Origin of the sequence: Mongoliitalea daihaiensis (assembly GCF_021596945.1) — a bacterium.
In the GTDB taxonomy this organism is placed as follows: Bacteria; Bacteroidota; Bacteroidia; order Cytophagales; family Cyclobacteriaceae; genus Mongoliitalea; species Mongoliitalea daihaiensis.
Genome location: NZ_CP063779.1, coordinates 4,670,644 through 4,692,054, shown reverse-complemented (window position 1 = coordinate 4,692,054; position 21,411 = coordinate 4,670,644). Strand labels below are relative to the sequence as shown.

6 protein-coding genes and 2 tRNA genes are annotated in these 21,411 nt (G+C 40.3%); 6 read left to right on the top strand and 2 right to left on the bottom strand.

The annotated features are described in order from the left end of the window. Window positions 1-446: 446 nt before the first annotated feature. The 6 genes from IPZ59_RS19700 (at window position 447) to IPZ59_RS19670 (ending at window position 7,279) form a co-directional block, all read left to right on the top strand. Window positions 447-1,469 (top strand): DUF4421 domain-containing protein, encoded by a 1,023-nt coding sequence (locus tag IPZ59_RS19700; protein WP_236137740.1) that lies wholly within the window; start codon window positions 447-449, stop codon window positions 1,467-1,469. A gap of 70 nt (window positions 1,470-1,539) precedes the next feature. Beyond that, window positions 1,540-3,084 (top strand): L-piperidine-6-carboxylate dehydrogenase, encoded by a 1,545-nt coding sequence (gene amaB / locus IPZ59_RS19695; protein ID WP_236137739.1) that lies wholly within the window; start codon window positions 1,540-1,542, stop codon window positions 3,082-3,084. A gap of 118 nt (window positions 3,085-3,202) precedes the next feature. Next, window positions 3,203-3,277: transfer RNA gene (locus IPZ59_RS19690), tRNA-Val, on the top strand. 31 nt (window positions 3,278-3,308) lie between these two features. After that, a tRNA-Val gene (locus IPZ59_RS19685) sits at window positions 3,309-3,383 on the top strand. 127 nt (window positions 3,384-3,510) lie between these two features. After that, a complete protein-coding gene (locus IPZ59_RS19680; RefSeq protein ID WP_317208026.1) occupies window positions 3,511-3,663 on the top strand; it encodes a hypothetical protein in 153 nt (50 codons plus the stop codon). 421 nt (window positions 3,664-4,084) lie between these two features. After that, window positions 4,085-7,279: a CheR family methyltransferase gene (locus tag IPZ59_RS19670; RefSeq protein ID WP_236137737.1), complete on the top strand. Its 3,195-nt coding sequence runs from the start codon at window positions 4,085-4,087 to the stop codon at window positions 7,277-7,279. 201 nt (window positions 7,280-7,480) lie between these two features. On the opposite strand, the gene IPZ59_RS19665 is transcribed toward IPZ59_RS19670, so the two are convergent. Together IPZ59_RS19665 and IPZ59_RS19660 are read right to left on the bottom strand one after the other, a co-directional pair. Beyond that, window positions 7,481-8,506 (bottom strand): PorP/SprF family type IX secretion system membrane protein, encoded by a 1,026-nt coding sequence (locus tag IPZ59_RS19665; protein ID WP_236137736.1) that lies wholly within the window; start codon window positions 8,504-8,506, stop codon window positions 7,481-7,483. A gap of 22 nt (window positions 8,507-8,528) precedes the next feature. Continuing rightward, window positions 8,529-21,101 (bottom strand): T9SS type B sorting domain-containing protein, encoded by a 12,573-nt coding sequence (locus IPZ59_RS19660; protein ID WP_236137735.1) that lies wholly within the window; start codon window positions 21,099-21,101, stop codon window positions 8,529-8,531. Window positions 21,102-21,411: the final 310 nt, after the last annotated feature.

Genomic DNA, 21,411 nt, shown 5'->3' with positions numbered 1-21,411 from the left:
CCATTGAAAAAGAGAATGTGAAAGTAGAATAGGTGCCAAGAATGGAAACTAGTCGAAAGAGGACCTAATATACTGACTATTAATGATAGTCTCAATTGATTAAGGTGGTAGTTTTACTATTTGATTAAGAAACTCTCGTGTATTTAGAATAACCATAAATAAACTTGTGCAAACCTTTGTTTTTCATGAAGAAGGCACTTTTTGATTCTGACTAACTTTACCGATGTTACTTTTTTGTTAAAAAATCAAAAAATACCATGATGGTTTATTTGCTATTCAGATTTAATTTTTCTTATCTTTGCAACGGGTGATTAAGCAACTTTTTCTGCTGTTGTTTTTAGAGATTATTAATGAAGGTTATTGTGAGAATGTATTTTTTCTAACCTTCCTTGAACTTATAGGGATTTATTTAACTTTTAGTAATAGTCCCGAAATTTATTAGCCTGATGAAAAGGTCTCTTTTGAGCATTTTGTTTTTTCTTATCTTTACTGACATACATGCGCAGTTTCAAGCTGATACCACTTATTTTGAAAATTATCGAGACCAATTAACTACTCGATTTTATACATCCAGGAAATACACTTCTCTTTTAGTAAGGGATCAATTGACCAATCAATCATACCGCTTTGAACCTAATAGTACTTTAAATTTAGGGGTTGGGATCACTTACGATGATTTTACACTCAATTTGGCTTATGGTTTTGGGTTTATGAATCCTGATAGGGGTACAGGGCAGACACGTTATTTGGACTTGCAGGCCCACATGTATCCTAATAAATTTGTGATCGATTTTTTTGGTCAATTTTACACAGGCTATTATTTACTTGATGATTTAAGGGCGGGGAATGATGTGATTTTTGTTTTACCAGAAATGCAGGTCACCAAGCTTGGGGTAAATGTTCAGTACTTATTGAATGGTGAACAGCTGTCATTAAAGGCGGCTTTCTTGCAAAGTGCTTGGCAAAAAAAATCAGCAGGTTCACTGGTGGTTGGGGTAGAAGCCTATGGGAGTAGGGTTGCCAATGATGGATTGATTCTGCCCTCTTCACCAGAATTGTTGGAATCTAGAAACTTTGACCGTATCGCTTCCATCGATTTTGGACCAAATGTAGGATATGTTCACACCTTGATATTTGCAAAACATTTTTTTCTTACGGGGATGGTTTCAGCAAATCTTGCAGTGAATCGGATTTCAATGGATTTGGAGAATGGGAGGGAAGTGCAATGGGGACTAAGTCCTAATTTTTTTTGGAGAGGTTTTGTCGGATATAATTCTAGGCTATGGTCTATCAATGCAAACTATGTTCAAAATAGAGTAAGAAATCAAGCACTCAATGACATGGAAAGCACATTTTTGGTAGGTAATTATCGATTAAATTTTGTGTATCGAATAATGCCAGGACCAAAGCTACGCTCCAAATTAGATGCTGTTAGTCCCCGAAAAATAATTGAACGATTGAAAAAGTGATCAATTTTGGTATCATAATTTTTTTTATTCTTTAGCTTTACGACAGATTCAAACAATAAATCCAAAAATCATGTCCAATCAATTCGGAATCAAAGAAGTCTTGCAGCGTCTAGGAGTTTCTGCGGAAAATAAGGGTACGTCTACAGGGAATTCTTGGTTAAGCAGTTCGGGGGAATATTTTTCTTCTATTTCACCCGTAGATGGTTCGGTGATCGCTCGTGTTCAAGCTACAGATGCAGAGGGTTACCAACAGGTAGTGTCCAAAGCAGTGGAAGCATACCAATCTTGGAGATTGATGCCAGCGCCTCAAAGAGGGGAAATCGTACGGCAAATTGGAAATGCACTACGAGAAGTGAAAGATGATTTAGGGAAATTGGTTTCCTATGAAATGGGGAAATCCTATCAGGAGGGGTTGGGTGAAGTACAGGAGATGATTGATATTTGTGATTTTGCGGTTGGTTTATCCCGACAATTGTATGGTTTGACCATGCATTCAGAGCGCCCAGGCCATCGCATGTATGAACAGTGGCACCCGATCGGAGTAGTGGGAATCATCTCGGCTTTTAATTTTCCAGTTGCCGTTTGGTCCTGGAATAGTATGATTGCTTGGGTTTGTGGGGATGTGTGCATTTGGAAACCTTCCGAAAAGGCTCCTATTTCAGGAATAGCTTGTCAACATATAGTGACAAAAGTTTTCAAAGATAATAATTTACCTGAAGGCCTTTCGGGACTGATTATGGGGGATTATAGAGTTGGAGAGATGATGACCACAGACCCACGAATACCTTTGATTTCAGCAACCGGTTCGGTACGAATGGGAAAAATTGTAGGTCAGGCAGTTGCGGCACGATTGGGTCGTACGCTGTTGGAGCTAGGTGGTAACAATGCCATTATTGTGAGTGAGCAAGCAGATTTGGATATAGCTATCCGTGGGGCCTTATTTGGGGCAGTAGGTACTGCTGGCCAAAGATGTACTACCACTAGACGTTTGATCGTGCATGATTCTGTATATGATACGGTAAAAGAGCGATTACAGGCTGCGTATTCAAAGTTAGTCATTGGGAATCCTTTGGATGAAAAAAATCATGTAGGCCCGTTGATTGACACAGATGCTGTCAATGCGTACTTGAATGCTATTAAAAAAGTTATAGAAGAAGGAGGGAAAGAGTTGGTTGCTGGAGGGGTATTGGAAGGTGAGGGGTATGAATCGGGTTGCTATGTGAAACCTTGCATTATAGAAGCTGAAAATCATTACCAAATGGTACAAGACGAGACTTTTGCTCCTATTTTATATTTGATGAAGTATAAAACCTTGGATGAGGCGATCGCGATGCAAAACGGGGTTCCACAAGGATTATCCTCCTCCATTATGACCTTGAACATGCGCGAAGCTGAGGCGTTTTTATCTGCTGCCGGTTCGGATTGTGGGATTGCCAATGTTAATATCGGTACATCTGGCGCTGAGATTGGTGGGGCTTTCGGTGGAGAAAAGGAGACAGGTGGCGGTCGTGAATCAGGGTCAGATTCCTGGAAAGCGTATATGCGTCGTCAAACCAATACGATCAATTACAGCGAATCTTTGCCGCTTGCACAGGGGATTAAATTTGATATTTAAAAATATTAAATTCATTCTCAGCATGTTGTCTAATTTACTTCTCTTTTTTTGAAGTACTAGTTTGCAGAAAATGAAAATACAGCTACATTTGCATTCCATTTGATGATCGAATGTAGACGGGAGTTTAGCTCAGTTGGTTCAGAGCATCTGCCTTACAAGCAGAGGGTCGGGGGTTCGAATCCCTCAACTCCCACATTAATGTACGTTTACAGATTTATTTTATTGGGAGTTTAGCTCAGCTGGTTCAGAGCATCTGCCTTACAAGCAGAGGGTCGGGGGTTCGAATCCCTCAACTCCCACACAAGCCTTCTTCTAAGGCTTTTTTTGTTTATGGCATGCTACTTTTACATATTGTATTCTTAGACCTTAGACAAGTTTTACATAGGTCATACCTGTGATCAACTTGAAGAAAGACTGAGGCGGCATTTGTCCAATCATAAAGGGTTTACAGGGAAAGTTCCTCACTGGAAAACCGTATACTATGAATCATTTGCAAACAAACTGGAAGCTTTTGCAAGAGAGAGGCAAGTTAAATCTTGGAAAAGCCGTAAAAAAATCATGGAACTTGTTAATCGTTAGCTTAGCTGGTTCAGATCATCCCGACCACAGTCGGGAGGGTCGGGGGCCTGTCTACCGACAGGTAGATTCTAATCAGGTGGCTCAAATCGATTCGCGTAACTACAAAACAGAAAAATATTTTTCCCAAACTAACGGGTTGAATGTAATTGGTTGATACAACCTTTAAGATAACTACCTCAAAATGGCTTAATATTAAAATTCAATAGGTTTTGGTTTTCTAATTTGCTAAAAATAAACAACTTAAATGTTGTAATTGTCGAAATTAAGCTTACATTTAGTAAATCTTTTCAATTTACGCTCTCTGACATTTACTTGTACCAAGGGAATAAGCTGATATCAAGACACTTTTAATAAAATCTTGATCACTTTTTCACTTGATTCATAATCTGTTTTTTAGCTCACAATTATTTTATCCTTAGCTATGAATGATGATGCCATCCCCCCTAATAATGATTTGTTTATAGTAGCGATTGGTGCTTCTGCTGGAGGAATGGAGGCTATTCATTCTATTTTTGATAATACTTCAGGAGAAGGATTAGCCTATGTGATTATCCAACACCTTTCTCCAGATCATGAAAGTTTTATGGCAGAAACACTTGCTAAACACAGCAATTTGAAAATTTTCATTACAGAAAATAATATGATTGTAAGGCCTGATTGCATTTACCTTATTCCAAGAGGTAAGAATATGATCATCAAAAATAGAAGATTACTTCTTACCAAAAGTCATGCAAAGCAGCCTAATACAGCAATTGATATATTTTTTGATTCTTTGGCAAATGACTGTGGGAACAAAAGTATTGCAGTTATACTGTCTGGTACAGGGTCGGATGGTACCAAAGGTATTTCGGCTATCAGACGTAGTGGGGGAATTGTAATCGTACAGGATCCGGAAAGTGCAAAATTTGATGCGATGCCGAAAAGTGCCATCGAGTCTGGAAACGCAGATATCATCTGTCCATCTGGATTGATTCCGGAAGCGCTACTTTCTTATTTAAAACAAACGGCCATAGAAAAAAACTTTCAAGAGATTTCAGAAAATAGTGAAGCTGAATTGTTTGATATTCTTAATCTTATTCAAGAGAATACACCTTTTGACTTTTTTGAGTATAAGAAACCCACCATTTTAAGAAGAGTACTCGCGAGAATGGCGAAAAATAATTTCACTAGTTTAAAAGATTACACAGATTTTCTCAAATCAAATTCTTCTGAAATCGATATTCTAGCAAAAGAGTTTTTGATAAGCGTCACTAAATTTTTTCGAGACAGCGAAGCTTTTGAAATCATAAAAGAAAAAGTACTTAAAAATATTATTGAAGATAAATTACAAGTGGACACTCTGAAAGTTTGGGTAGTAGGCTGTGCCACTGGTGAAGAAGCATATTCTTTTGCTATTCTTATACATGAGTTGCTCACATCAATGCAAAAAAACTTAGAAGTCAAAATTTTCGCTAGTGATATTGATAAGTTAGCAATTCAACATGCTTCAAAAGGAGTTTACCCAGAAAGCATTTCGAAAGAAGTATCTAAAGAAAGACTCGAAAAATACTTTTTAAAACAAGATAAAAAATTTAAAATCAGAGATAACGTTCGGAAAATGATAATCTTTGCCGAACATGATATTGTCAAGCAACCGCCTTATGGGAAAATAGATTTGATAAGCTGCAGAAATCTGCTAATTTATCTTAATCCGATTTTGCAAAAGAAAATATTATCTTCCCTCCATTTTTGTCTCAATAGTGGTGGTTATTTGTTTTTAGGACCAAGTGAAAGCTTGGGAGACTTGAAAAAATCATTTTTAGAGCATGATAAGAAATGGAAAATTTTTAAAAGTACAGAAGTGGTGCAGAATTTAAGAAACACAACCTACAGCACTCCTGGATTAGAACGGCAAATTACAAACCTTAATCTAAGTGCAACACATAAAAGAACTTTCAAGATCAATAACTTGATAGAACTTACTAACCAAACATTGCTTGAGGAGTTTGGACATGAAGCAGCAATATGGATAGATACCAACTTTGAAATTCTACATTCAACTGGTGATTTTGAAAAATATCTACTTCCAAAAATCTTTAATTTCAATCTCTTGGAAATGCTTCCTCAAGAACTCGCAATGGCGACTTTTACTTCTTTGAAGAAAGCATTGAAAACGAATATGAAAATTAGATTAAATAAAGTAAATACTAGAATTGATGGTACCAATCAATTGGTAAATATTCTAGTCAAACCATTTTTAGCATCAGACCAATCTTCGCAAGATGTAGCTATAGTTTTGTTTAGTATACAAAAAGAATTGATTGAAGATCAGCATGTTGAAAGTTTTAGTATAGAAGAGCACACTGCTCGCTATTATGAAGATATTAAAAATGAATTAGCAGAAACCAAGCAAAAACTTACTTATGCCTATGATGCACTTGAAGTTTCTAACGATAATATTTCTTCCTACAATGAAGAATTGATTTCAGGAAATGAAGAATTGCAAAGTACCAATGAAGAACTTCAATCTGTCAATGAGGAACTTCAGACAGTCAATAATGAATATCAATTGAAAATCAGAGAGCTTGCAGATTTGAATGATGACCTTAATAATTATTTTAAATCCACCATCAATGCACAGCTATATGTAGACAGAGGTCTGGTCCTAAGAAAATTCACACCATCAGCTATTCTACAAATTAACCTTAAAGAGAGTGATATAGGTAGGTTAATCAGTGATTTGTCAACTAATATCAAATTCTCTACTTTGATGGACGATATTGCCAAAGTAATCAATGATGAAAAGAAAATTGAGAAAGAGGTTCAAACCCTTGATGGGAGATGGTATCAGATGATGGTGATACCATACATTAAGTTAAAAGATAACCGAAACGATGGTGCGATCATTACTTTCAACGATATCACAGATATTAAATTAGTCGAAAACAAGCTTTCACGGATCAACGAAGATCATGATACTTTTATCTATTCCGTCTCCCATGATTTAAAAGGACCTCTTAATAATCTTAAGTCATTGATCGCACTCTTGGAGGAATCCTTGGAGGTTCGCAATGAATCAGATAAAGAGATTTTTGATATGATAAATTCTTCCACTCTCAATCTTGGATCTATTATCAATGAACTTTCAGACATAGTCAAAATAGAAAATGAAATAGATATTACTGAGAAAATAGATGTAGCTGAGATGCTAAAAGAAATAGAGTCATCTTTGGGAAATAAATTGACATCGTCCAATGCAGTAATCCATTTGGATTTAAAAGTCACTGAAATTCCATTTTCGAGAAAAAACCTGAGAAGTATTCTAACAAACATCTTAAGTAATGCGATAAAATATAGATCCCCTGATCGAGCGCCTGAAGTTAAATTTAGTACTGAGTTAAAGGACAACTTTATAATCTTAACTATCCATGACAATGGGTTAGGCATCCCTGAAAATAAAAAAAGAGAAATCTTCGCTAAATTCAAAAGAGTACATGATCACGTTGAAGGAAGCGGCGTAGGGTTATTTTTGGTGAAAAAAATCATTAACCTATCCGGTGGTGAAATCGAAGTGGAAAGTGAGTTGGGGAAAGGTTCTGTGTTTAAGGTTTATTTCAATTGTGCATTAAAAGTTTGAAAAACAAGGTTTTAATTAGTTGAGAAGATACTTCCTGCATAGTTAAATCAATAGATTTCAATCCTACTCTTGTGGGATTTGAAACTGAATTCTTTTGTAAAAATCTCGGAAAAAGAAAAAAGACTGATACAGGTATTGTATTTTATTGCACAACGAAAATATCGAAAAAAAGATTTTTTTTGAAGAAGGGTAAACTACTGGTCAAAACCTAAAACAAGGAATAATGGTACTTCGTCTGTTTCGTTGATTAGGGTCACCATAGAGAAATGAATACCGAATCGATATCTCGTGCGCACCGGCAGATTGCAGGTTACCCAATTTCGAAATGGTGAAATCATAGCTATAACCTATATCCAAACCGCTTTCAAGTGTGATACCTATCAATGCAGCAATGGATTCATTATTGGGCATGGCGTATTTTACAGGGAAACCTCTGTACCACACACCCAACACCAAGGGCTGAATGAAAATCTGTGTACCGATATCCAATTGATTGAAAGGAGCTTGATGCTTATAGTTGAAGGCAAACATTGCGGCTCTTTCTTGACGTGCATTACTGTAAAAGTTATTGATATAGCCTTCTCCTAAATCGACTTTTATCCCTCCATGAGCAGATAGTCGGATGGGAAGCCTGCTGATGTTGTCATCAATGAATGAGATGTTGGGTTGGGTAAGGTTGTGACCCGAAACGCCAAACCAAACTCTCTCTGAGTTAAACAAGAAGCCAAGGTTATAATTTAAGAAATTATGACGATAATCTTCACTGAGTAATTCTCCACTGTCTGTACCGATAGTGCCTGCATTGATATCCAGCTGACTTCCGAAAATCAAATCACCAAAATAGGCATCTCTACCAATATGGCTCACTTGTCCACCAACCCTTAAAAAAGCGTCATTCCCTAGTTGCAGACGATAGGAATAAGTCAATCCAATTTCATTTGTTGCCAATCGGGATTTACTTTCTCTATTCGCATTGAAAATCAATCCAACACCGGAATTAATATCAAACATATAATGGTCAATATAAGCCGAATAGGATACAAAAGAATGATCCAACCCAGGCCATTGATTTCGAAAGTTGGCTCCTACACGGGTTAATTCGGATGCCCCAGTAAATGCAGGGTTCAGGTAAACCGGCGCTGCGTAGAATTGTGTGAACTGCACATCTTGTCCTTTGACTTCAATAGCCATCGTGACAAACAAGATTAAGAATATCAATTTTTTCATCTCTAAGAGAATTTCAATGTCATTAATTTATCAAGGTGAATACACCTGTTTGTGTACCTGTCTCCCCATCTTCTGCGGTATACACCAACTTATAAACATAATTGCCATTAGGACTCATGCGTCCGTTGAGCGTGCCATCCCAGCCTTCATTTGCATTTTCAAGATTGGTGTAAATCAATTCTCCCCATTTGTTGAAAATGTAAAATTCGAATGAAGCAATTCCCCTCATTTTGGGTAGGAATGTATCGTTTAATCCATCACCATTCGGAGTGAATGCGTTTGGAATGAGAACTCTGTAAGAAGCTAATACTTCGACGACAATAGAAGCTTCTGAAATACAGCCATAGATGTCAAAGGTCCGGAGTGTAATCGTATAGCTACCAGGTCTTCGATAGGTATGACTTGGATTTTGTTCTGTGCTGGTATTTCCATCTCCAAAATCCCATTCCCAAGCAATGACATTTCCAAGAGTTCTGTCAAAGAATAATACAGGATCATTGACCAATATTTCTCCAGTAGTGCCAAGAGATGGGATGGTGTACATGAAATCCGACTGTGTAAATACCAATGGCATTTCAATACGGGCAGAAACCTCCACTCTACAGCCATTGCTATCGGTGATAATGGCCAGAACTTCTTCACTGTTAAAAAAGCGGGTTTCTTCACTTCCGGTTTCTCCATTGTACCACCAAATTTCATAGTCACCAGAACCCCCACTGATATCTAACCATGCTACCCCAGTTAATTCTTGATTTTCACAGTCCACATCAAAGCGATGAGATAAGCGAGCCTCCAAATTTTGAGGCTGTCTAATGTCAAAAGTTTCTTCAATCACACAGTTGTTGTCATCAATTACGGTGATTTTGTAACTGCCTGCCAACAAATTGGTGCGGTTAAAACTTTGTTCGTTAGGGTCGTCAGACCAAATCACCCGATAAGGTTGTATGCCTCCACTGATATTGACATTGATAAATCCTTGGGCATCTCCAAAACACAATAAGTCAGTGGAGTGATCGCCTTCCAATTGCAGAGGTTCAGGTTGCGAAATGCCAAATGTACCACCTGTGCTACAGCCATTTCTATCCGTGATGATAACTGTGTACATGCCCGGAGCAAGGTTTCGTGGATTTCTCCCATTAAAGCCATGAGACCATTGGAAGGTGTAAGGGGCAGTTCCTCCCAAGATGTCAAGCTGTATACTTCCGTCATTAGCCCCATGACAGGAAATATTGCTGACCGATTCAGTAAATGTCAATACTTCAGGTTCCCTCAAATTGTAGGTTGCCGTAGTGCTACAGCCGGTTGCATCACTTACGGTTACCGAGTAAGTTCCTGCTCTAAGGTTGGTAAGGGAGGTGATCCCGCGAACACCGTTGCTCCATTCGATTTCAAAAGGAGCCATCTCTCCTACAAGTCCAATGGTAATGGCTCCGTCATTTCCTCCAAAACAAGAAACTCCCTGAATGTTTTCTAATCGGACACCAAGATTTAAAGGAGGGAAGATCTCAATTTCCTCTACAACTGTACATCCTATGGCATCTGTAACAGTTAATGTATAAATACCTGGTACCAGACTGGAGAGGGTAGGGCTACTTGAGCCATTGGACCAACGATAACTGTAAGGGGCCACACCTCCCGTTACGTTCGCAGTTACTTCTGCTCGTCCTCCTGATGCACAAATTGCCGTAGTTCCTTCCAACGAAAGTTGCAAGCCTGGAGCAGGTTCCTGTACTTCTACATCTGTTGCTACAGTACATCCATTCGCGTCCGTCACCACTACTGAATAAAGGCCAGCTGGAACATTGATCAATTCTGCGGCTGTTGAGCCATTGGACCATAGGTAGCTGTATGGTGCGGTTCCACCAGTTACAGTTAAGCTTACTCCTGTATCATCATCTGGATTACAGATTTCGGAGTTATTGACCGCTATGACAGTTAATTCTTCGGCAGGCTCTTGAATGATAAATGTTTCACTAGCAAAGCAGGTATTATCATCAAACACAAAGGTAATGTAAATGCCGGCTCTTAAATTCCGAATAGATGGGCCGATATCGCCATTGGACCAGAATATTTGATAAGGGCCTAGGCCGCCAGAAACAGATAGGTCGATGCTTCCATCATTTCCGAATTTACAAGAAACATCGTTGATAGAGGATGCGACAATGTTAATTGGTTCAGGGCTTGTGATTTCAAAACTTTGAACCAACAAACAACCATTAGCATCCCGAACTTCTACCTCATAAACACCAGCAGTTTTATTGGTAATGGAGCGGGTAGTTTCACCTGAAGACCATTGGAAAGTGTAAGGAGCAGTTCCCCCAGCTACCAAAAGATCAATTCTCCCATTACTTTCACCGGCACAGCGGATATTGGAGATGAATGGAGTCAGTGATAACGCTTCAAATGGCTCAGGAATAATGAAAGTCCTCTCGAGCGTACAACCATTACTATCCGTGATTTCAGCCGTGTATTCTCCCGCAAACGCGTTCACTAATTCATTTCCTTGACCTACTTCATTGTTGGAAGCATCTAGCCATCGGATAGAGTAGCCAGCAGTACCTCCAGCAACAGATAATACGATTCGGCCATCATTTCCTCCAAAACAAGTGACAGGACTTACTTGTCCCGAAGCATTCAAAGGACTAGGCTGCTCAAATAGGAGGTTGGTACGGACCATACAACCATTGGCATCAATAACCACCACTTCATAATTGCCTGGGATCAGATTGGTTCTGTTCAATTCAGAACTTCCATCTGACCAACGTACCTGATAAGGCCCCGTTCCGCCAGTAATTGTAATAGTAGCTTGTCCATCATTCGCGCCAAAGCAGCTGATTTCAGTTCGGTCAATGCTAACGGCTAAAGGATCAGGCTCTGTGATTTCTATGGTTAGGGTAGGGGAAAGACAACCTTTGCTATCTTCCACATAGGCCTCATAAATACCCGCAGCCAATCCGCTAACTTGTAAACCGCTTTGCGGAATTCCATTGACATATAGTCTGTAATTGCCATTGCCTCCTGAAGCAAGTATGCTGAAGCTTCCATTTTGCTCTCCATGACAAGATACATTATTGATGTTATTGGCTTGAATGGTCAGTGCTGCCACATTTTCGATTTCAAAAGTTTCGCTGATCTCACATCCATTGGCATCCTGTACGATTACTTGATACATACCAGCAGCTAGATTTTCTATTCGTGCACTGTTTCCGATTTCTACTCCATTAGCATCAATCCAAGAGTAAGTGTAGCTTCCTGTACCTCCTTGAATTCTGATTTCAATAAATCCGTCATCTCCATCTGGGCAGCTTACATTTTCAAGTGCTTCAAGGTTCAATTCCAAAGGAAGTGGGTTTCCAATGGTGATCACCTCTATGAACGTACATCCTTTTTGATCACGAACTTCTACGGTGTAGGTTCCAGGGGTCACATTTTCAAATAAGATCAATCCACTATTATCCACCGGAAGGAATGTTCCGTCAATGCTTGCTTCATAGATACCATTACCACCTGAAATGGATAGCTCAATAGAAGCGAGGTCATTGTGGCATAACACCATAGCAGGGTGATCAATGCTCACCTGAAGTTCCTCAGCTGGTTCGTTGATAGTTACTGACAGGATTTCTGATGGACAACCCCCGCTCACAGCATAAACTTCGTAGGTGCCTGCAGTTAAATTCAAGACTTCATTTCCTGTAATCAATTGTCCATCCAAGAAGAGTTGGTAAACTGAAGAGGGGCCACCGGAAGGAAGGAATCGGATAAATCCGTCATTTCCTCCAAAACAGCTCACATCCCCTGTTTCCACAGCTAAAACGGTTTCAGTAGGTTGATCCAAAATAATGGTCTCTACAAGAGGAGGGCAGCCACCGTTATCGGTGACCGTGTAGGTGTATGCTCCTGCTTTCAATGCCGCCAACTCAAATAGTCCATCAAAACCAGGCATGGCTGTAAAGTCAATACCATTGGCGGCATACTGCCAGCTGATATTTAATGGGGATCTGCCACCAGTTGCCTGCACCTGAATGCTTCCCTCTCCATCAAAGCATTGGATAGGGGTGAAGGAACTAGTTACTACTAATTCTTGAGGCTGTGTGATTTCTATAGTAGAGATCGTTTGGATACAACCATTGGCATCCGTAACTGTGACCTCGTACATTCCTGGTGCTAAATTTTCTCTGGTTATGGAGGTGCTGCCATCTGACCAAAGGATTTCATAAGGTCCTACACCACCGCTGATCAATAAATTAGCCATTCCGTCATTAGCTCCAAAACAGGTAATTGGAGTAACATTGAAGGTGACAGCCAATGGTTCCGGTTGTGTGATGGTTACGATAATAGTCGGAGATACGCAGCCTTTGCTGTCCATGACAAAAACTTCATAATCTCCAGCAGCAAGACCTGAAACTTGGAAGTTGTTGGATTCAATTCCGTTGACAAAAAGGCTATAATCTCCATTACCACCTGTAGGGATAATAGTAAATGCACCGGTTTCATTACCATGGCAGCTGATATGAATCAGATCCGTCAATTCGATTGATAGAGGAGCGACATTTTCGATTTCAAAAGTTTCGCTGATCTCACATCCATTGGCATCCTGTACGATTACTTGATACATACCAGCAGCTAGATTTTCTAATCGTGCACTGTTTCCGATTTCTACTCCATTAGCATCAATCCAAGAGTAAGTGTAGCTTCCTGTACCTCCTTGAATACTGATTTCAATAAATCCGTCATCTCCATCTGGGCAGCTTACATTTTCAAGTGCTTCAAGGTTCAATTCCAAAGGAAGTGGGTTTCCAATGGTGATCACCTCTATGAACGTACATCCTTTTTGATCACGAACTTCTACGGTGTAGGTTCCAGGGGTCACATTTTCAAATAAGATCAATCCACTATTATCCACCGGAAGGAATGTTCCGTCAATGCTTGCTTCATAGATACCATTACCACCTGAAATGGATAGCTCAATAGAAGCGAGGTCATTGTGGCATAACACCATAGCAGGGTGATCAATGCTCACCTGAAGTTCCTCAGCTGGTTCGTTGATAGTTACTGACAGGATTTCTGATGGACAACCCCCGCTCACAGCATAAACTTCGTAGGTGCCTGCTGTTAAATTCAAGACTTCATTTCCTGTAATCAATTGTCCATCCAAGAAGAGTTGGTAAACTGAAGAAGGGCCACCGGAAGGAAGGAATCGGATAAATCCGTCATTTCCTCCAAAACAGCTCACATCCCCTGTTTCCACAGCTAAAACGGTTTCAGTAGGTTGCTCCAGAACAATGGTCTCTACAACAGGAGGGCAGCCACCGTTATCAGTGACCGTGTAGGTGTATGCTCCTGCTTTCAATGCCGCCAACTCAAATAGTCCATCAAAACCAGGCATGGCTGTAAAGTCAACACCATTGGCGGCATACTGCCAGCTGATATTTAATGGAGATCTGCCACCAGTTGCCTGCACCTGAATGCTTCCCTCTCCATCAAAGCATTGGATAGGGGTGAAGGAACTAGTTACTACTAATTCTTGAGGCTGTGTGATTTCTATAGTAGAGATCGTTTGGATACAACCATTGGCATCCGTAACTGTGACCTCGTACATTCCTGGTACTAAATTTTCTCTGGTTATGGAGGTGCTGCCATCTGACCAAAGGATTTCATAAGGTCCTACACCACCGCTGATCAATGAATTAGCCATTCCGTCATTAGCTCCAAAACAGGTAATTGGAGTAACATTGAAGGTGACAGCCAATGGTTCCGGTTGTGTGATGGTTACGATAATAGTCGGAGATACGCAGCCTTTGCTGTCCATGACAAAAACTTCATAATCTCCAGCAGCAAGACCTGAAACTTGGAAGTTGTTGGATTCAATTCCGTTGACAAAAAGGCTATAATCTCCATTACCACCTGTAGGGATAATAGTAAATGCACCGGTTTCATTACCATGGCAGCTGATATGAATCAGATCCGTCAATTCGATTGATAGAGGAGCGACATTTTCGATTTCAAAAGTTTCGCTGATCTCACATCCATTGGCATCCTGTACGATTACTTGATACATACCAGCAGCTAGATTTTCTATTCGTGCACTGTTTCCGATTTCTACTCCATTAGCATCAATCCAAGAGTAAGTGTAGCTTCCTGTACCTCCTTGAATACTGATTTCAATAAATCCGTCATCACTATCAGCACAGCTTATATTTTCGAGTGCTTCAAGGTTCAATTCCAAAGGAAGTGGGTTTCCGATGGTGATCACTTCTGTGAATGTACATCCTTTTTGATCACGTACTTCTACGGTATAGGTTCCAGGGGTCACATTTTCAAATAGGATCAATCCACTACTATCCACCGGAAGGAATGTTCCGTCAATGCTTGCTTCATAGATACCATTACCACCTGAAATGGATAGCTCAATAGAAGCGAGGTCATTGTGGCAAAGTACTTCGGCAGGGAAGCTGATCTGTGCAGTCAATGCTTCTGCTGGTTGCTCGATTGTGATGCTGATGATTTCAGAAGGACAGCCACCACTGATGGCGAAAGCTTCATAGGTTCCTGCCGAAAGTCCAAAAACCTCGTTTCCTGTTACCAATTGCCCATTGAAGAATAATTGATAATTAGTGGATGGACCTCCAGAAGGGAACAGACGAACACTACCGTCATTTCCGCCAAAACAGCTGACATCTGTTGCATCAAAAGTTAAGGTTGTCTGCGTTGGTTGATTGAGAACAATAGTTTCTACTACAGGAGGGCATCCACCATTATCTGTAAGTGTATATCGATAAGCTCCCGCAGGAAGGTTATTCAATGTAAAACTTTGGTCAAATTCAGGAGCTGATGCAAAGTTGACTCCATCGACAGCATATTCCCATTGGATGGTAAATGGAGCACGTCCACCGGTTGCCTGAATCACAATCGAACCTGTTCCCCCGAAACATTGGATGGGTGTAAAGGAACTATTGACTTGGATAGGGAAGGGCTGAGTAAGAATTACAGAAGGAATGGTCAGCAAACAACCATTAGCGTCGACAACATCAAATCCATATGGAATATTTGCAGCCAAGCTATTAAACGTGAGTACTTCACCTGCATTCGCCAATCGCTCTTCTCCTTGGAATGTCACCCGGTAAGGAGCTGTTCCTCCATTTAGGACAAAAGAAATAACCCCGTCATTTGACTCAAAGCAAGATAGCTGGGAGGTAGTAAAGTTGGAAAAGCTTAAGGGTTCAGCTGGTTGGTTGATACTGATGGTGATTGTATCCGATACACAACCATTGATATTGTCTCGGGCAAATACTTCGTAATCACCGGCAATTGCTGGAAAAGTATTACCGAAAATCTGATTGCCATTGACAAAGTACGTGAAATTGCTAAATCCAGGTCTGCTGGCATTCAGTGTCACTTGTGTATTTCCTCCAAAGCATAAAATATCATCAGCAATAAACGATAGGCTAACAGGAGCTGCTTCAGGGATTTCCACTATGTCGGTGAAAATTTCACAAGAATTGGCATCGGTAGCGATGTAGCGATAGGTTCCTGCTACAATCCCCGTTAATTCATTGCCATTTTCTGCCAAAAGCTCCCAATTACCAGAGCTATCCAATCGTTCCCAAGTGTAGTTGTAAGGACTTGTTCCACCTGAAAGTAATAGTCGGATAAATGTAGTTCCTTCAGGGCAGGCTATTTGTCCAATCTCCCTATTGAATACTAAGGCTGTTGGTTGATTGATGGTGAAACTACCAGCTGTTTGACAGTTTCCAGTGGCGTCCATTACCTCTAACAAATAGGTCCCTGCACTCAGGTTTTGAATGTTGATTGGAGAATTCGCAAAGACCCCTGAATCAGAGATACTGAATCCATTAGATCTGGATAAGGTATAGGTATAAGGTGTTGTTCCTCCTGATAGCTCAAAAGAAATCGAACCTTCATTTCCTTCAAAGCAAGTAGCATCGCTCGTAAGAAGATTTAAGATTTCGAGTGGTCTATCTGGTTGAGTGATTTGGATAACTTGGGATTCGGATGCGCAACCCTGACTATCTACAATTTGAATAGTGTAAAGTCCCGCAGGTAAATTAGTGAAACTGGATTGAAGACCTCTATTTACCCCATTCAAAATAATAGTGTAGGTTCGGTTGTTTTCTAATAAAATATCCGCAACATCAATGCTGCCATTGCTATCTCCGAAGCAGATAACATCTGTTTTACTTAATGTGAATGTAGGTCTCTGTACGGAATTAATGGTGATAGTTCCTGTTTGTTCTGGACATCCAGCGTCATTCAAAGTCCAAGTGTAAACTCCTGGAGATAGGTTTTCAAAAGAGAAAGTTCCTGAGAAAATATTATTTTCCGTTTGGGAGAAAGCGCTAGGGCCTGTAAGGGTAAGTGTTTTTCCCGAATTTCCACCTGAAATGTTGAAGCTAATGCTTCCCAAATCATCAAAGCATACCAATTGAGTTACGGTATTCGTAATAATAAGCTGATCAGGTTGGGTAATGATGATATCTTCAGAATTCAGTGTACAGTTATTGTCATAAGTAAACCGTACAAAGTAAGTTCCTGCGGTTAGTTGGTTTAATTCATTTTCATTGATGGGGGTCAAAGCTCCTGTTAGTTCTCTTCTAAACCATTGGAAAGAGATTCCGGTCAAATCCCCAAACGTAGTAAAGTTGATAATCCCATCATTACCGCCAAAACAGCTGACATCTTGAATTTTTTCAACCTCATAAATGGGCTGATTGGGATTATTGATTTCAATGGTACGTTCTACTTCACAACCATTGCTATCCCGTACAATGATGGTGTATATTCCTGCTTCTCTGTTAGCAAGTATAGTGCTATTAAGTGGCTCTCGATTGCCTTCTATTTCGATGAAGAAATTATATCCAGGAGTACCACCGGATGCTGATATAGCGATGATTCCATTGTTGTTGTCACAAGTTGGATCTTGTGCACTGATATTCAACTGTAGTGGATTGGTAGGGCCTGGGACTACAAATATCCTACTGATGGTACAGCTTGTACCGTTGCCATAGTCCACTCTGTAAGCACCTGGGGTAATACCCTCTAGGACGTTGGTATTGGTAGCGAGAGGGGTGTTTGATGGAAGACTAAACCATGTACTTGTAAAGGTTGCATCTCCTCCAACAAAGGCTACCTCAATTCTACCATCATTAAAATCACAACTTGGTGCGCTTACAAAAACCTCATCTATTCGCGTTTCAGCCGGCTGTGTGATTTGAATGTTTTCCAAACGAGTTTCACAACCGTTCACATCTCTTACATTCACAGCATACGTTCCTGCACTGAGATTGGAAGGGTTTTGGTTGACAAAACCGTGGTCCCATGTAAAAGTGTAGGGTCCAGTCCCTCCGGTTACTTCAATGTTAATCCTACCGTCATTCCTATCAAAGCAGGAGACATTGATGATATTGGTAACTGTAATGACAAGTTCGTCGGGAGCTGTTAAAATTACTTCTCGTTCTGCAAAGCAACCGTTGGCGTCGGTTGCTGTCAATTTATAAGTTCCTCCTGGAATAGATGTTAATGACAGCCCTGTACCTGGGAAAAACTCAAAATCTCCGAGTGCATTTTGCCGCTCCCATGATAGCGTATATGGACCTTGTCCCCCAAAAACCTGCATTTGAATAGAGCCATCGTTACTATCTGAACATAGCGGGCTTGTGGTGAGCAAGGTGTTGATAGTAATTCCTGTTGCAGGCTGGGTGATCAAAATATCCACCAGATCTTTAAAACAACCATTAGCGTCTGTTACACGGACCTGATAATCTCCAGCCGTTAGATTGCTGATATTTTGTTGGGTAGAAGTAAAGCCGTTAGGGCCCGTCCAAGCAAAGGTTAACTCTCCTGTTCCACCGGATGCATTGATGTTGATAGCTCCTGTTTCTTCTCCAAAACACAAGACATTGACCGGAGAACCGGCTAAACTGACTTCGATTTCGGGAGTAGGAGCGATAGTATATTCAGCAGAAGCAAAACAAAACTCATTTCCAGCATCGAATACCCTAACAGTGTATGTTCCTGGGCCTACATTGGTCAGGTTTTGATTGGTGGAAATTGGGTCATTCAGGTTATTACTTCTAAACCACCGTACACTCAATACCCCAGACCCACCACCAATATTGATATTAATACCTCCATTATTTTGTCCAAAACAGGTTTCTTCAATAATATCTACCAACTCAATTTCAATAGGTGGTGCGGAAGCAATATCAAAAGTAAAGCTATCAACGGTACAATTGCTTGCGTCGCGGATTTCAATGATATTCCCCGTACTTGCGGGTAAATTCGGTAAGGTGATGGTGTTATTATTTGTCAATACTTCAGTTCCTCCATTTAAGCGATAGGCATAGGGAGCTCTGCCACCAGTAATGGTGAACGTAACAGAACCATTGGCGCCACCGAAACAAGTGACGTCTGTGATCGAAGGAGGGGATACTTGAAGAGGTGCAGGTTCGGTAAATTCGTATGTGAACTCATCTAAACAGCCATTGACATCCGTAACGATAATTTTGTATCTTCCTGGTCCTAAATTGTTGATATCAAAGTTTGTAGCTCCGGGGATGTTTTCAAAGGTGCCGCTGATTTCTTGCTGCCATTGTACACTTAAGGTTCCTGTCCCACCAGATGCAGTGAGACCACTGATAGCAACGTCTTCTTGGCCAAAACAGGAAATTTCAGATTTAATCACATTGCTGCGATTGATGACCACAGCATTAGGACTTGCAATCATAAAGGTTCGGGCAATGTTGCAGTTTCCTCCGTAACTGATGGTAACGGGATGTTCCCCTGATGGTAAACCAGTAAATGTAACATCGTTCCCAATTTGGGATTGTCCTGCAACAGTCACGGTATAATCATCAGTTCCAAAAATTTGGATTCTAACGGAGCCATCCGCAGCTCCGAAACAGGAGACTATACTTTCGCTGATCAAAACATCTGGAGCAGGAGGTGCTACTAATTCGGTGAAAAAAGTAGCAGAACATCCTTCACTATCGGTAACGGTCACCGAAATGTTTCCAGCAGGAAGTTCAATAGCTTCGGCAGTTGTTTGCCCTCCTACACTCCATTGAATGGTGTAGCCTCCGTAGCCCCCTTGAATATTTTCGATGATAGCCCCTCCGTCATTGGCTCCTACGCAAGTCAGGTCATTGATGACACGGATATCGGCTGTAATAGCCGCAGATGGACCGATTATGGTAATTTCTCTGCGGATAGTACAGTCTCCAGCATCAGTAATATCCACCCAGTAATCGCCTGGAGCCAATCCTGAAATCGTCGATGTATTTCCACCATTGCTCCATAGGTAGGTGTAACCTCCCCATCCACCACTCGCCGTGACAGTGGCGGTACCATCATTGTCTCCAAAACATAGTTCATTTGTACCAACTATGCTTGCAGTAAGGGGAGAATCTGGTCCTTCAATTTCAACGGTAAATGTTTGCACACATTCAGGATAGTCAACTCCTCCATGGCGGGTGGTGATGGTGTACACGCCAACGCCTAGATTATTAAAAATATGAAAGCCACTATCAACCCCAATAGGAACTGTAACTGTTTCAATTACAACTCCAGAGGCATTGGTTAAGGTTAGTTCTACTTGATTCGGTAGGGGGGTAAAGTCTGTAAAGTTTCGGATGATATCAAAACGGATGCTTCCATTGGTATCTCCAAAGCAGACGATGTTCTCAGGTGTGTTTTCAAAAACAAAAAGTACTTCGTCAACAATGGAAAAAGGCAATTCGGCAGGACAGGCTTCTGTTCGAAAATCATCGGCAATCTCTAGTACGTAATCACCAATAGGCAATCCATCAAATCTGATTTCTCCATTAGGGTTTGTAACTGTCCAATTGTTGACAAAAGAGCCATCAGCTCTTCGGATACGGAAACGAACGTCACCTTCGGAATTTTGTACATTGTAGGCAATGCTTCCATTGTCTTCACAGGTCACAGGGAAAGCTCCCAAGCCAGCCCCCTCTTCAAAGGTGAGTGGAGGGATTTCTTCTAGTTCGACTTCGGTGATTTCTCTACAGCCATTGGCATCTTCTACCTCAATCAAATAAATTCCAGCAGGATAGCCACTTAAATTTATTTCCCTTCCGGGGAGTGGTTGATTGGCTAATACTACCTGACCGATTTCATTGATTATTGTAATTGAAAATGGAGCAATTCCATCTTCAATTATACCAACAATTCTACCAAACGTGGTACCTTCGCATTCTTGGTCCTCTAAAATTTCAATGTCCAAAATGAAATTGGAGGATTCGCTAAAAGGGAACGATGCACTCCGCGTATTTCCTGCTGCATCAGTTACTGTAACTTCATATGTTCCACTTTGAGCTTGGGTGAGAATACTTGTTTGTGTAGCATCTAAACCTATATCTTCCTGAACGACCACCCCGTTTAAAGTCCATACATACGTGTATGGTGGTGTACCTCCCCTTACTCTATACTCTGCTATTCTTTCACATTCACGAATAGCAAAGATATCTTGTATAAGCCCTTGGCCAAAACTCTCCAAAGAAAAGCCACCTGCAAAGATTACAGTCAAAAGGAAAAAGATTGTTCTGTAAAATTTCGCCATATATTTTTTTACTCATGTACGAAGGAAACACTTGGATAAGATTGTTTCATTCGCTTAGATTTGTACTAATTTTTATTGTTTTTCGACCATATTTTTATGGATTATAAAGCATCATTTTTGCGTTTGATGATTACAAAACATTATTTTTGTATTTCACATCTAGTAAAATACAATTCTTAAATTTGGTCATATCCAATAATTAAATGAATAAATCTGATTATTCAAAAAATATTGTTTTATGGGTCTTTCGTTTTATAAGAAAGCAGTCGTTGACTGTCGAAAAAATGGTATCCAACAGCTAAAAATCTGA